This is a genomic window from Albimonas marina (genome assembly GCF_029223255.1).
GTDB lineage: Bacteria > Pseudomonadota > Alphaproteobacteria > Rhodobacterales > Rhodobacteraceae > Albimonas.
In genome coordinates, this window is sequence record NZ_JARHUC010000004.1 from 83944 (window position 1) to 96839 (window position 12896).

At 69.7% G+C, this 12896-nt stretch carries 10 protein-coding genes; 9 read left to right on the forward strand and 1 reads right to left on the reverse strand.

Annotated features, from left to right (window positions below; genetic code table 11):
• The first annotated feature begins 263 nt into the window (after positions 1–263).
• The 5 genes from sdhC to P2H44_RS11920 all read left to right on the forward strand — a co-directional run bounded on the left by sdhC (position 264) and on the right by P2H44_RS11920 (position 4510).
• A complete protein-coding gene (sdhC, locus tag P2H44_RS11900) occupies positions 264–650 on the forward strand; it encodes a succinate dehydrogenase, cytochrome b556 subunit (protein ID WP_275763773.1) in 387 nt (128 codons plus the stop codon).
• A 14-nt stretch (positions 651–664) separates the two neighbouring features.
• Complete coding sequence (gene sdhD, locus P2H44_RS11905; RefSeq protein WP_275763774.1) at positions 665–1045, forward strand: succinate dehydrogenase, hydrophobic membrane anchor protein; 381 nt, start codon at positions 665–667, stop codon at positions 1043–1045.
• A 73-nt stretch (positions 1046–1118) separates the two neighbouring features.
• On the forward strand, positions 1119–2927 hold the full coding sequence (sdhA, locus tag P2H44_RS11910) for a succinate dehydrogenase flavoprotein subunit (protein WP_275763775.1): 1809 nt from the start codon (positions 1119–1121) through the stop codon (positions 2925–2927).
• Between the two features lie 17 nt (positions 2928–2944).
• Complete coding sequence (locus P2H44_RS11915) at positions 2945–3685, forward strand: methyltransferase domain-containing protein (RefSeq protein ID WP_275763776.1); 741 nt, start codon at positions 2945–2947, stop codon at positions 3683–3685.
• Positions 3686–3730: 45 nt separating this feature from the next.
• Entirely contained in the window at positions 3731–4510 is a 780-nt protein-coding gene (locus P2H44_RS11920) for a succinate dehydrogenase iron-sulfur subunit (protein WP_275763777.1), read from the forward strand.
• A 400-nt stretch (positions 4511–4910) separates the two neighbouring features.
• On the opposite strand, the gene P2H44_RS11925 is transcribed toward P2H44_RS11920, so the two are convergent.
• A complete protein-coding gene (locus tag P2H44_RS11925) occupies positions 4911–5375 on the reverse strand; it encodes a cupin domain-containing protein (protein WP_275763778.1) in 465 nt (154 codons plus the stop codon).
• 178 nt (positions 5376–5553) lie between these two features.
• Between P2H44_RS11925 and P2H44_RS11930 the strand changes: the two genes are divergently transcribed.
• The 4 genes from P2H44_RS11930 to pstA all read left to right on the forward strand — a co-directional run bounded on the left by P2H44_RS11930 (position 5554) and on the right by pstA (position 12896).
• Positions 5554–8988 (forward strand): indolepyruvate ferredoxin oxidoreductase family protein, encoded by a 3435-nt coding sequence (locus P2H44_RS11930; RefSeq protein WP_275763779.1) that lies wholly within the window; start codon positions 5554–5556, stop codon positions 8986–8988.
• Positions 8989–9272: 284 nt separating this feature from the next.
• On the forward strand, positions 9273–10262 hold the full coding sequence (locus P2H44_RS11935) for a substrate-binding domain-containing protein (protein ID WP_462976291.1): 990 nt from the start codon (positions 9273–9275) through the stop codon (positions 10260–10262).
• 88 nt (positions 10263–10350) lie between these two features.
• Complete coding sequence (pstC, locus tag P2H44_RS11940) at positions 10351–11547, forward strand: phosphate ABC transporter permease subunit PstC (RefSeq protein WP_275763781.1); 1197 nt, start codon at positions 10351–10353, stop codon at positions 11545–11547.
• Positions 11544–12896: a phosphate ABC transporter permease PstA gene (gene pstA / locus P2H44_RS11945; RefSeq protein WP_275763782.1), complete on the forward strand. Its 1353-nt coding sequence runs from the start codon at positions 11544–11546 to the stop codon at positions 12894–12896. Before pstC ends, pstA begins: the two co-directional genes overlap by 4 nt.

A 12896-nucleotide genomic window follows, 5' to 3' on the forward strand; every position in this document is an offset into this window, starting at 1 on the left:
GCGGCGCGGGCCACGGGCGGCGGGGGCGCGCGCTTGCCGCCGGTCGGTCGAATCGCCCGGCCGCGGTTTGTGATCACAACCGGAAATTCGTGATCACAAAACCGACCGCGAGGCCCGATGCGACAGATTTTTTCGTCTCCCAGCGACGTCGGGACGCTTTCATGCCGCGATGCGACGCGTTATGCAGTCGCCAGCCAGGGGTTGCGCGCCGCCGATCGCCGCGTGTCCGCGCCCCCGCGCCGGGAGAAACGAAAGGGGTCGCAATGGCCGACGTGAACCGGGGCAACCGCCCGCTTTCCCCCTTCATGATCGGGCCGTACTACCGCCCGCAGTGGACGTCGATGCTGTCCATCGTGCACCGCATCACGGGCTGCGCGCTGGCGGTGGGCGCCGTCCTGATCGTGTGGTGGCTGCTCGCCGCCGCTTCGGGGCCGGACTATTTCGCCACCGCCGACTGGATCGTCACCTCCTGGCTGGGCCAGCTGGTGCTGTTCGGCTGCCTGTGGGCGCTGCTCTACCATTTCTGCAACGGCATCCGTCACCTGATCTGGGACGTGGGCCTGCTGTTCGACGTCGAGAAGGCGGAGCTCGCCGGCAAGATGACCGTGGTCGTCTCGGTGCTGCTGACGCTGATCGTCTGGATCATCTGAGGGGAGGGGACGAGATGAGCTACAAGACCGACTTCGGCCGCGTTCTCGGCCTCGGCTCCGCCAAGGAGGGCACCGGCCACTTCTGGAGCCAGCGGGTCACCGCCGTGGCGCTGATCCCGATCCTGCTGCTGGCGATCTGGCCGCTCGACGCCGCCGTCGGCTCCTCCTACGAGGAGGTGCGCGCCATCTACGCCAACCCGTTCAACGCGATCATGCTGATCCTGCTGATCGCCGTCGGGTTCCGGCACCTGCAGCTCGGCCTCCAGGTCGTGATCGAGGACTACGTGTCCAGCCCGGCCGTGCGCACCGCGTCGCTGCTGGCCAACACGATGTTCTGCACGCTGTTCGGCCTGACCGGCGTGTTCGCCGTCGCCAAGATCGCCTTCGCCGGCTGACGCCCGCCGCGCCCCCTCCCGCAGCGAGGGGGCGCGCGCGCAGCTCGGCAAGCGCCAAAGCAGAGGACCAGCCATGGCCGCTTACGAATATGTCGATCACGCCTATGACGTCGTGGTGGTGGGGGCCGGCGGCGCCGGGCTTCGCGCGACGCTGGGCATGGCCGAGCAGGGGCTGAAGACCGCCTGCATCACCAAGGTGTTCCCCACCCGCTCGCACACCGTGGCGGCGCAGGGCGGCATCGCCGCCTCGCTGTCGAACATGGGCCCCGACCACTGGCAGTGGCACATGTACGACACGGTGAAGGGCTCCGACTGGCTCGGCGACACCGACGCCATGGAGTATCTGGCCCGCGAGGCGCCCAAGGCGGTCTACGAGCTGGAGCACTACGGCGTGCCCTTCTCGCGCACCGAGGAAGGCAAGATCTACCAGCGCCCGTTCGGCGGCCACACGACCGAGTTCGGCGAGGGGCCGCCGGTGCAGCGCACCTGCGCCGCGGCCGACCGCACCGGCCACGCGATCCTGCACACGCTGTATGGGCAGAGCCTGAAGAACAAGGCCGAGTTCTACATCGAGTATTTCGCCACCGACCTCATCATGACCGAGGACGGGCGCTGCACCGGCGTGGTGGCCTGGAAGCTCGACGACGGCACCATCCACCGCTTCCGCGCGAAGATGGTGGTGCTGGCGACCGGCGGCTACGGGCGCGCCTACTTCTCGGCGACCTCGGCCCACACCTGCACCGGCGACGGCGGCGGCATGGTGGCCCGCGCCGGCCTGCCGCTGCAGGACATGGAGTTCGTGCAGTTCCACCCGACCGGCATCTACGGCTCGGGCTGCCTGATCACGGAGGGCGCCCGCGGCGAGGGTGGCTACCTGACCAACTCCGAGGGCGAGCGCTTCATGGAGCGTTACGCGCCGACCTACAAGGACCTCGCGTCCCGCGACGTGGTCAGCCGCTGCATGACCATCGAGATCCGCGAAGGCCGCGGCGTGGGCCCGAACAAGGACCACATCCACCTGCACCTCGATCACCTGCCGCCCGAGACCCTGGCCCTGCGCCTTCCGGGCATCTCGGAGTCGGCACGGATCTTCGCGGGCGTGGACCTGACCAAGGAGCCGATCCCGGTGCTGCCGACCGTGCACTACAACATGGGCGGCATCCCCACGAACTACTACGGCGAGGTCCTGACCAAGGGCGAGGACGGCGGCGACCAGATCGTCCCCGGCCTGATGGCCGTCGGCGAGGCCGGCTGCGCCTCGGTCCACGGCGCCAACCGCCTGGGCTCGAACTCGCTGATCGACCTCGTGGTCTTCGGCCGCGCCGCCGCGATCCGGGCGCGCGAGGTCGTCGATCCCAAGTCGGCGATCCCCGAGCTCGACCTCGCCTCTTGCGAGAAGTCGATGGAGCGCTTCGACCGCCTGCGCCACGCCGACGGCGGCACGCCGACCGCCGAGCTGCGCCTCGACATGCAGCGCGCCATGCAGTCCGACGCCGCGGTGTTCCGCACCGAGGAGACGCTGCAGGACGGCTGCAAGAAGATGGCCGAGATCCGCAAGGGCTTCGCCGACGTGAAGGTCTCGGACCGCTCGCTGATCTGGAACTCCGACCTGATGGAGACGCTGGAGCTCGACAACCTGATGCCGAACGCGCTGGCGACGGTGGTCGGGGCCGAGGCCCGCAAGGAGAGCCGCGGCGCCCACGCCCGCGAGGACTATGCCGAGCGCGACGACGACGAATGGCGCAAGCACACCCTCGCCTGGGTGACCTACGAGGGCGACGTGACGCTCGACTACCGCTCTGTGGTGCTCGACCCGCTGTCCACGCAGGACGAGGGCGGCATCGACCTGAAGAAGATCGCGCCCAAGGCGCGGGTCTACTGAGGGAGGCCTGACAGGCCATGGACGGAGCCCAGCCGCGCGGACGCAGCCAGGCGGAGATCGACGAAAAGCTGGACCTTCGGGCCCGGCTCGCCGTCGAGCACCTGGCGCGTCTGGCGGCCGAGGGCGCGGCGCGCGAGTGCTGCCTGTGCGGCTATCGCGGCCGGTTCAGCCCGGTGCGGACCAAGCCCGGGATCTGGTGCCCGTCCTGCGACAGCCGTCCGCGGCATCGCCTGTTCAAGCTCTGGCTCGACCGCGGCGGGGCGGCGGAGATCGAGGGGCGGCGCGTGCTGCACTTCGCCTCCGAGCCGATCCTGACCGCGGTGGTGCAGCCCCTTGCGGGGCGCTACGCGACCGCCGACATCCTGCCGGGGCACGACCTGCACCTGGACATGGAGGCGATCGACCAGCCGGACGCGAGCTGGGACGTGGCGATCGCGAACCACGTGCTCGAGCATCTCGACGACCGCCGCGCGCTGGCCGAGCTGCACCGGGTGCTGGCGCCCGGCGGCCTGTTCCTGGTCACCGTGCCGCTGGTCGAGGGCTGGGCGGAGACCCTGGAGAACCCCGCCTGGACCTCCGAGGAGGACCGGCGCGCCTACTACACCGACCCGCTGCACCTGCGCTTCTACGGCCGCGACTTCCGCGACCGCCTCGCGCAGGCCGGCTTCGCGGTCGAGGACTTCACGGCGGTCGAACCGGACGTGTTCCGGTTCGGCCTCCAGCGCGGCGAGACGCTGTTCGTCGCGCGCAAAGACTGACGCCGAAAGGCTGAACGGGCTCCGCCCGGGAGAAAGGAGCGACCCATGGTTCAATTCAACCTGCCCAAGAACTCCCGCGTGACCGTGGGCAAGACCTGGCCGCGGCCCGAGGGCGCGACCAACGTGCGCGCCTTCAAGATCTACCGCTGGAACCCCGACGACGGGGCCAACCCGCGGGTCGACACCTATTTCGTCGACATGGACAGCTGCGGTCCGATGATCCTGGACGCCCTAATCAAGATCAAGAACGAGATCGACCCCACGCTGACCTTCCGCCGGTCCTGCCGGGAAGGCATCTGCGGGTCCTGCGCGATGAACATCGACGGGATCAACACGCTGGCGTGCATCTACGGCCTCGACGAGGTCGAGGGCGACGTGAAGATCTACCCCCTGCCGCACATGCCGGTGGTCAAGGACCTGATCCCCGACCTGACGCATTTCTACGCGCAGCACGCGGCGATCATGCCCTGGCTGGAGACCTACACCACCGCCCCCGAGAAGGAGTGGCGCCAGTCGATCGAGGACCGCAAGAAGCTCGACGGCCTCTACGAGTGCGTGATGTGCGCCTCGTGCTCGACCTCGTGCCCCAGCTACTGGTGGAACGGCGACCGCTACCTCGGCCCGGCCGCCCTGCTGCACGCCTACCGCTGGCTGATCGACAGCCGCGACGAGGCCACGCAGGAGCGTCTCGACTTCCTCGAGGACCCGTTCCGCCTCTACCGCTGCCACACGATCATGAACTGCGCCAAGACCTGCCCCAAGGGCCTGAACCCGGCGAAGTCCATCGCCGAGATCAAGAAGATGATGGTCGAGCGCACCATGTGATCCTTCGGCCCGTGGCCGGAGACGAAGACCCCCGCCCTCGGGCGGGGGTTTTTCTTTGCGCAGGCGGGCGCCGCGGCGGGCGTCGCGCGCGGGGCTGGCGTCGGGCTCGCGGCGCGGGGCGGGCGGGGCGCTTGCGGGCGCCGTCTTTCGGGGCGGCGTCGCGGAGACCTCCGGCCGCGCGCGGGAAGGTCGGGGTTCGCGATCTGCTGAGACGGCCGGCAGGGCCGGCCTCTGGCGAGCGTGCGGCGAGTCGCCCTGCGCATCAAGGCCGAGCCCCGCTGGCGCGGGGTCGCTTCGCGAGCCTTGACCCGCAGGCCGACTCGCCACGTTTTGCGGGCGTGGAGCCCGCGGCGGGCCGGGCAGGCCCGGGCGGACGCCGGGGCCTGGACCCGTTGGCCGCTCAGCCGTCGGCGGGCAGGGGCGGGCCGACGAAGCTCAGGTGGAAGCGCTCGGCGACCGCCACGATGGTCTCCATGTCCTCGGGGATGCGGCAGGCCTTCTCGGCCATTTCCTTGAAGAAGCCCTCGAAGCCGCCGGGGGTGAGGATGATCGTGTGATGCGCGGTCTCGGTCCCCAGGATCTGGAACGTGTGTTCCTTGCCCCGCGGGATGAAGACCACGTCGCCGGGGCCCTTCTCGAACGTCTCGCCCTCCAGGACGAACAGGTGGCGGCCCGCGTGGATCACGAAGGTCTCGTCCGCGTCGTGGTGCACGTGCAGCGGCGGGCCCGAGGCCGGCGGGCTGGTCGCGGTGGTGATCGACAGCGCGCCGCCCGAGTCATCTGTCGTCAGCAGGGGCAGATAGCGCACACCGCCCCAGTCGAAAGCCTCGGGCCCGGCGATGCGGGCCAGCGTCTCAGGTCCCATGGAGTCCCCCCTCGGCTCGTCGTTCCATCCCGCGAGAATGCCGGCAAGCCTCCGCTACGGAAAGCCCTGAGCGCTTGCATGCCGGCGAGAGCCGGTCGACAATTCCTTTTGCAACCGTGGCGCGCAGACCCTATATATTTGGGTCAACATCCACGACCTAAATAGGGAGGAGGCGCGGATGGCTCCGCTGGACGCCCAGGTCGCCCTTACCGACAAGTATCGTGTGTCGAAGGGCGCGGCCCTGATGAACGGCATGCAGGCGCTGGTGCGCCTGGCGCTGGAACAGGCCGACGTCGACCGAGACGCCGGACTGAAGACCGGGGGCTACATCTCCGGCTATCGCGGCTCGCCCATCGGCGGCTTCGACCAGGAGCTGATGCGCGCGGCCGAGGAGCTGCGCGCGCGCAACATCGTCTTCAACCCCGGCCTGAACGAGGACCTGGCGGCCACCGCCATCTCGGGCACGCAGAGCCTGGGGCCGACCGAGGATCCGTCCGTCGAGGGCGTCTTCTCGATCTGGTACGGCAAGGGGCCGGGCGTCGACCGCAGCCTCGATGCGATGAAGCACGCGGCGCTGGCGGGCGCGCACCCCAAAGGGGGCACGGTCTACCTGCTGGGCGACGACCCGATGTCGAAGTCCTCGACCACCGCGCACCAGTCCGAACAGGCGATGATGCACGTGATGGTGCCGGTGCTGGTGCCGTCCTCGGTGCACGAGATCGTGCCGCTGGGCCTGCACGCCTTCGCCATGTCGCGCCACACCGGCGCGGTGACCTCGCTGAAGATCCTGACCGACGTGGCCGACAGCGCCGCGACCGTGGCGCTGGACCGGCTGCGCCCCTCCCCCGTGCTGCCGCCGCTGCCGGGCTTCGAGGTTCCGCTGCACAACACCGGCGGCTTCCTGCCCTACGTCACGCAGGAGCGGCGGATGGCGGTGCGGATGCAGGCCGTCATGGACTACGCCCGCGCCAACCGCCTGAACGAGCCGGTGTTCGAGCCGTCGGGGCCCAAGCGCCTCGGCATCGTCGCCGTCGGCAAGGCCTATGGCGACGCCATGGCCGGGCTGAAGCTGCTGGACCTGGATCCGGAGCGCGCCGCCGCCTCGGGCATCGGCCTCTTCCGGATGCGGATGGCCTGGCCGGTGGAGCCGGCGAGCCTGCTCGAATTCGTGCGCGGCTACGACCAGGTGCTGGTGATCGAGGAGAAGCGCTCGCTCGTCGAGACCGAGCTTGCGCATCTCTTGGTCAACGCCCCGAGCCCGCGCCCCATCGTGACCGGCAAGAAGGACGCCGGCGGCTCGCCCCTGGTCAACGACTTCGGCGAGCTGTCGCCGGAGCACCTGGCGGAGGCGATCTCCCGCGAGGCCTCGGACCTCGGCGTGTGCGACCGCACCCCGCCCGCGCCGCCGAAGCTGACCGGCAACGCGCCGGCCCTGCCGCGCACGCCCTGGTACTGCGCCGGCTGCCCGCACAACCGCTCGACCAAGCTGCCCGACGGCAGCCTCGCGGGCGGGGGCATCGGCTGCCACGCCATGTCGGTGCTGCACAGCCCCGAGACCACGCAGCTGTTCACCCAGATGGGCGCCGAGGGCATGCACTGGGTCGGGCGCGCGCCCTTCGCCGGGCGCAAGCACATGTTCCAGAACCTGGGCGACGGCACCTACACCCATTCGGGGATGCTGGCGATCCGGGCGGCCATCGCGGCCGGCGTGAACATCACCTACAAGATCCTCTACAACGACGCCGTGGCGATGACCGGCGGCCAGATGGTCGAGGGGCATCCGCTGCCCGCCGACATCTGCGCGCAGGTGCTGTCGCTGGGCGTGAAGCAGGTGGTGGTCGTCTCCGACGACATCGAGTCGACGAAGGAGACGGGGACCTGGCCCTCGGGCGCCGTCAGCTTCCGCGACCGGGCCGAGAACCTGCTGGTGCAGACCGAGCTGCGCGAGGTCGAGGGGACCACGGTCCTGCTCTACGTGCAGACCTGCGCCGCCGAGAAGCGCCGCCGCCGCAAGCGCGGCAAGTTCCCCGATCCCGCCAAGCGCGCCGTGATCAACCCGCTGGTCTGCGAGGGCTGCGGCGACTGCGGGATCCAGTCGAACTGCGTCGCGATCAAGCCGCTGGACACGCCCTTCGGCACCAAGCGGCGCATCGACCAGACCGCCTGCAACAAGGATTACTCCTGCCTCGAGGGGTTCTGCCCCTCCTTCGTCACCGTCGAGGGGGTCGAGTCCGACCCGCTGATGGGCAAGAAGGGCATCCGCATCGACCCGCCCGAGGGGCTGCCGGAGGCCGCCACCGCGCCTGCGCTGGACTACGCCGCCGTCATCACCGGCATCGGCGGGACCGGCGTGGTCACCGTCGCCGCGGTGCTGTCGATGGCCGCCCGGCTCGAGGGGCTGCATGCCCTGACGCTGGACCAGACGGGCCTTTCCCAGAAGAACGGCGCGGTGCAGTCGCATCTCCAGATCGGGCCGCATCCGATCGACGACCGCCCCGCCCGCGTCGCCCGCGGCAAGGGCCGGCTGCTGCTGGCCTGCGACATGCTGGTGGGCGCGGGGGACGAGGCCATGGCCCTGATCGACCCCGCCCTGGGCCAGGCCGTCGCCAACGGCCAGGTCGAGCCGCTGCCCGCCTTCGCCCGCAACCCCGACGCCCGCGCCGACGAGGGCGCGCTGGAGGGCCGGCTGAAGGGCCAGCTCGGCGACGACCGGGTGCTGGTGAAGGACGTCACCTACCTCGCCACCCAGCTCGTCGGCGACGGCATGGGGGCGAACCTGATGCTGGTGGGCGTCGCCTGCCAGGCCGGCGCCCTGCCGGTGACGGCCGAGGCGATCGAGCGGGCGATCCGCCTGAACGGCGCGGCGGTGGAGATGAACCTCGCGGCCTTCCGCTGGGGCCGTTGGCTGGTCGCCCAGCCCGGTCTGGCCGAGGAGAAGGCCGGCGAGAAGACCCTGCCGGCTTGGCAGACCGAGGACTACGACGCCCTCGTCGCCCGGTTCGAGCGGTTCCTGACCGACTACCAGTCTGTCCGCTACGCCCGCCGCTTCCGCGACCATCTCGCGAAGGTGGAGGCGGCGGAGGAGGCGCACTGGCCCGGGCGGCGCGAGGTCTCGCGCCTCGCCGCGCGGGCGCTGCACAAGTCGATGGCGATCAAGGACGAGTACGAGGTCGCCCGCCTGCATCGCCACCCCGACTGGAAGGCCCAGCTCGCCCGCGACTTCGCCCCGGACGCCAAGGTGAACTACCACCTCGCGCCCCCGGTCACGTCGAAGATCGACCCGGTCACCGGCCGCCCGCGCAAGCAGAAGTTCGGCCCGTGGATGGAGAAGGGCTTCGCCGTCCTCGCCGGGATGAAGTCCCTGCGCGGCACGCCCCTCGACCCGTTCGGGCGGACGGAGGAGCGCAAGGCCGAGCGGACGCTGCGCGACGAGACCTTCGCGCTCGTCGATCTCGTCGCCGCGAAGCTGTCTCCGGCCACCGAAACCCTCTGCCGGGAGGCGCTGATGCAGCCCCTCGCGATCAAGGGATTCGGCCCCGTGAAGCATGCGAATCTCGAGAAGACGAAGCCGGTCTGGGATCGACTTGTCTCGGATTTGTCTAAGATTGCATGAACTTGGCGGCGCCGCGGGCCCGGTCCCGCGGCGCCCCGCCACGGGCCCCGTTTGTGACGGCCGTTTACGGGGATAACCTGCAATCGTTCCCAGAATCCGTTTTGCGACAGCCACTTGGGCTGTCATAAAACCTTGGCCGTTTTGCGAATAAACAGCACGCGCACCGGTGCTAACCAGCGCCCGACGACCCGGGCGTTCATCGCTGACGCAGACGGGTCGATGACGGATTACGGAGAACGCCCGTGAAAGCCACCAACCTCATCGCCCTGGCCGTGGCCGGGATCATGGCCGCCGGCGCCGCCGCCGCGCAGTCCCGCGACCAGATCCAGGTCGCCGGCTCCTCGACCGTGCTGCCCTACGCCTCGATCGTGGCGGAGGCCTTCGGCGAGAACTTCGACTTCCCGACCCCCGTGGTCGAGTCCGGCGGCTCCTCGGCCGGCCTGAAGAAGTTCTGCGAGGGCGTGGGCCTGAACACGATCGACGTCGCCAACGCCTCGCGCAAGATCCGTGAGAAAGAGGTCGCCGCCTGCGCCGAGAACGGCGTGAAGGAGATCATCGAGGTCCGCATCGGCTACGACGGCATCGTCTTCGCCTCCCAGATCGACGGCCCCGCCTTCACCGAGTTCACCCCCGCCCAGTGGTACCAGGCGATGGCCGCCGAGGTGGTGGTCGACGGCAAGCTGACCGCGAACCCCTACAAGACCTGGAACGAGATCGACGCCTCGCTGCCCGAGACCGAGATCCAGGCCTTCATCCCCGGCACCAAGCACGGCACCCGCGAAGTGTTCGAGGAGAAGGTCCTCGAGTCCGGCTGCGAGGAGACCGGCGCCCTGCAGGCGATGATCGACTCCGGCATGGACAAGAAGGCCGCGCAGAAGACCTGCATGGCCGTGCGCACCGACGGCGTCGCGGTCGACATCGACGGCGACTACACCGAGACGCTGGCCCGCATCGACGCCAACCCCAACGGCGTGGGCGTCTTCGGCCTCGCGTTCTACGAGAACAACACCGACAAGCTGAAGGTCGCGACCATGGGCGGCGTCGCCCCGTCGACCGAGACCATCGCCTCGGGCGAGTATCCCGTCTCCCGTCCGCTGTTCTTCTACGTGAAGAAGGCGCACATCGGCCAGGTCCCCGGCCTGAAGGAGTACGCGGAGTTCTTCGTCTCCGACGCCGTCGCCGGCCCGGACGGCCCGCTGGCCGCCTACGGCCTGGTCTCGGACCCCGAGCTCGCCGACACCCAGGCGATGATCGCGGACGAGAAGTCCATGTGATCGACCGCCGGTCGCATCCCACGGCCGGAACGAAACTCGGAGGCGGCCCTCGGGCCGCCTCCACGTCTCCCGAGGGGTCGAACGGGTCATGATCGCCACGATATTCTTCGCCTTGCTGGTCCTCGCGGCCGTGGGCGGCTATTTCCTCGGCCGCCGCAGGGCGGCCGCCGCGGCCTCGGGCGACGTCCGGGCGCTGCATTCGCTTCTGAACTACCATGGCTGGAGCGTCGCGCTGGCGACCGGGCTGACGGGCCTGGGCGTGCTCGCGCTGGGCAGCTTCGCCTCGAGCTTCATCGGCCTGCCGGGCGAGATCGTCTACGCCGTCGCCACGCTCGCCGCCGCCGCGGCCTTCGTCCTGGCGCTGCGACGGATCGACCGCGACTTCCGCGCCCGCAACGCGGTCGAGGCGATGGTGATGGGCCTGCTGATCGTCGCCTCCTCGATCGCGATCCTCACCACGCTGGGCATCGTGATGTCGATGCTGCTCGAGACGGCGCGCTTCTTCTCCCAGTATCCCTGGACGCAGTTCTTCTTCGGCACGACCTGGTCCCCGAACTTCCGCGGCGACTCCGACCTCGGGATCCTGCCGCTGCTGTGGGGCACTCTCTACATCAGTTTCATCGCGCTGGCGGTGGCGGTGCCCATCGGCCTCTACGCCGCGATCTACCTCTCGGAATACGCCTCGCCGAAGGTGCGCGGCGTGGCCAAGCCCCTGATCGAGGTGCTGGCCGGCATCCCGACCATCGTCTACGGCCTGTTCGCCCTGATCACCGTGGGCCCGCTGCTGCGCGACTACTTCGCCCAGCCGCTGGGCCTGGGCGAGAGCTCGTCCTCGGTGATGACCGCCGGGCTGGTGATGGGGGTCATGCTGATCCCGTTCGTCTCCTCCCTGTCCGACGACATCATCAACGCCGTGCCGCAGGCGATGCGCGACGGCTCCCTGGGCCTCGGCGCCACGCAGTCCGAGACGATCCGCCAGGTGATCATGCCCGCCGCCCTGCCGGGCATCGTGGGCGCGATCCTGCTCGCCGCGTCCCGCGCCATCGGCGAGACGATGATCGTGGTGCTGGGCGCGGGCGCGGCCGCCAAGCTCTCGATGAACCCGTTCGAGGCGATGACCACCGTCACGGTGAAGATCGTCTCCCAGCTCACCGGCGACACCGACTTCGCCTCGCCCGAGACGCTGGTCGCCTTCGCGCTGGGCATCACCCTCTTCGTCCTGACGCTCGGGCTGAACGTCCTGGCGCTCTACATCGTGCGCAAGTACCGGGAGCAGTACGAATGACCGACGCCGCCTTCTCTCCCGACGGCTACGCGGCGCCGAAGTCGCTGCACCAGCCCGACGCCCGCACCCGCGCCCGCAACGCCGCCGAGCGTCGCTTCCGCTGGTACGGCATGGCCGCCGTCTCGGCGGGCCTGCTGGCGCTGGTGGTGCTGCTGAGCTCGATCCTGAGCCAGGGCCTGCCCGCCTTCCAGCAGACCTACATCAAGGCCGAGATCTACCTGGACCCCAAGATCCTCGACAAGAACGGCAATCGGGACCCGGCCGACATCGCCAAGGTGATGACCTTCGGCTACGCGCCGATCATCAAGAACTCCCTCGCCGACGTGGCCGAGCGTCTGAAGGCCGAGGGCGCGAGCGAGCTGACGCCCAAGCTGCTCGCCGACATGGTCTCGGGCGCGGCCAACGTGCAGCTGCGCGACTACGTCCTCGCCAACCCCGACCAGATCGGGGAGACGGTCGAGTTCGAGTTCCTGACCAACGCCCGCATCGATCAGTACATGAAGGGCAACGTGACGCGCGAGAGCGCGGCGCTCGACTCCAAGGTGGACGTGGCGCAGCTGAACGCCGCCGACGCGCTGGTCGCCGCCGGCGCGATGGAGACCCGCTTCAACTGGGACTTCATCACCGCCCCCGACGCCTCCGAGAACCGGCCCGAGGCCGCGGGCCTGGGCGTGGCGCTGCTGGGCTCGGCCTACATGATGCTGATCGTGCTGTTCCTGGCGCTGCCCATCGGCGTCGCCGCCTCGATCTACCTCGAGGAGTTCGCGAAGAAGAACTTCTGGACCGACGTGATCGAGGTGAACATCTCCAACCTCGCCGCCGTGCCCTCGATCGTCTTCGGCATCCTGGGCCTCGCGATCTTCATCAACTGGATGCACCTGCCGAACTCGGCCCCCATCGTGGGCGGGCTGGTGCTGACGCTGATGACGCTGCCCACCATCATCATCGCCACCCGCGCCTCGCTGAAGGCGGTGCCGCCCTCGATCCGCGACGCGGCGCTGGGGGTCGGGGCCTCGAAGATGCAGGCGGTGTTCCACCACGTGCTGCCGCTGGCCGCGCCGGGGATCCTGACCGGCACGATCATCGGCCTCGCCCAGGCCCTGGGGGAGACCGCGCCGCTGCTGCTGATCGGCATGGTCGCCTTCGTGAAGGACTATCCCGACGCGCCCCCCGCCGGCCTGTTCGAGCCCGCCACCGGCCTGCCCGTGCAGGTCTACAACTTCACCCAGCGGGCCGATCCGGCCTTTGTCGAGCGCGCCTCGGGCGCCATCATCGTCCTGCTGGTCTTCCTGGTGATCATGAACCTGGTCGCCATCATCCTGCGCCGTCGCTTCGAGCGTCGCTGGTGA

What these genes read in the sequence shown, in the direction of transcription:
- P2H44_RS11920 (WP_275763777.1), top strand. Translation starts at nt 3,731, where the DNA reads ATGGTTCAATTCAACCTGCCCAAGAACTCCCGCGTGACCGTGGGCAAG.
- P2H44_RS11925 (WP_275763778.1), bottom strand. Translation starts at nt 5,375, where the DNA reads ATGGGACCTGAGACGCTGGCCCGCATCGCCGGGCCCGAGGCTTTCGAC.
- pstC (WP_275763781.1), top strand. Translation starts at nt 10,351, where the DNA reads ATGATCGCCACGATATTCTTCGCCTTGCTGGTCCTCGCGGCCGTGGGC.
- sdhA (WP_275763775.1), top strand. Translation starts at nt 1,119, where the DNA reads ATGGCCGCTTACGAATATGTCGATCACGCCTATGACGTCGTGGTGGTG.
- sdhD (WP_275763774.1), top strand. Translation starts at nt 665, where the DNA reads ATGAGCTACAAGACCGACTTCGGCCGCGTTCTCGGCCTCGGCTCCGCC.
- pstA (WP_275763782.1), top strand. Translation starts at nt 11,544, where the DNA reads ATGACCGACGCCGCCTTCTCTCCCGACGGCTACGCGGCGCCGAAGTCG.
- P2H44_RS11915 (WP_275763776.1), top strand. Translation starts at nt 2,945, where the DNA reads ATGGACGGAGCCCAGCCGCGCGGACGCAGCCAGGCGGAGATCGACGAA.
- P2H44_RS11930 (WP_275763779.1), top strand. Translation starts at nt 5,554, where the DNA reads ATGGCTCCGCTGGACGCCCAGGTCGCCCTTACCGACAAGTATCGTGTG.
- sdhC (WP_275763773.1), top strand. Translation starts at nt 264, where the DNA reads ATGGCCGACGTGAACCGGGGCAACCGCCCGCTTTCCCCCTTCATGATC.
- P2H44_RS11935 (WP_462976291.1), top strand. Translation starts at nt 9,273, where the DNA reads ATGGCCGCCGGCGCCGCCGCCGCGCAGTCCCGCGACCAGATCCAGGTC.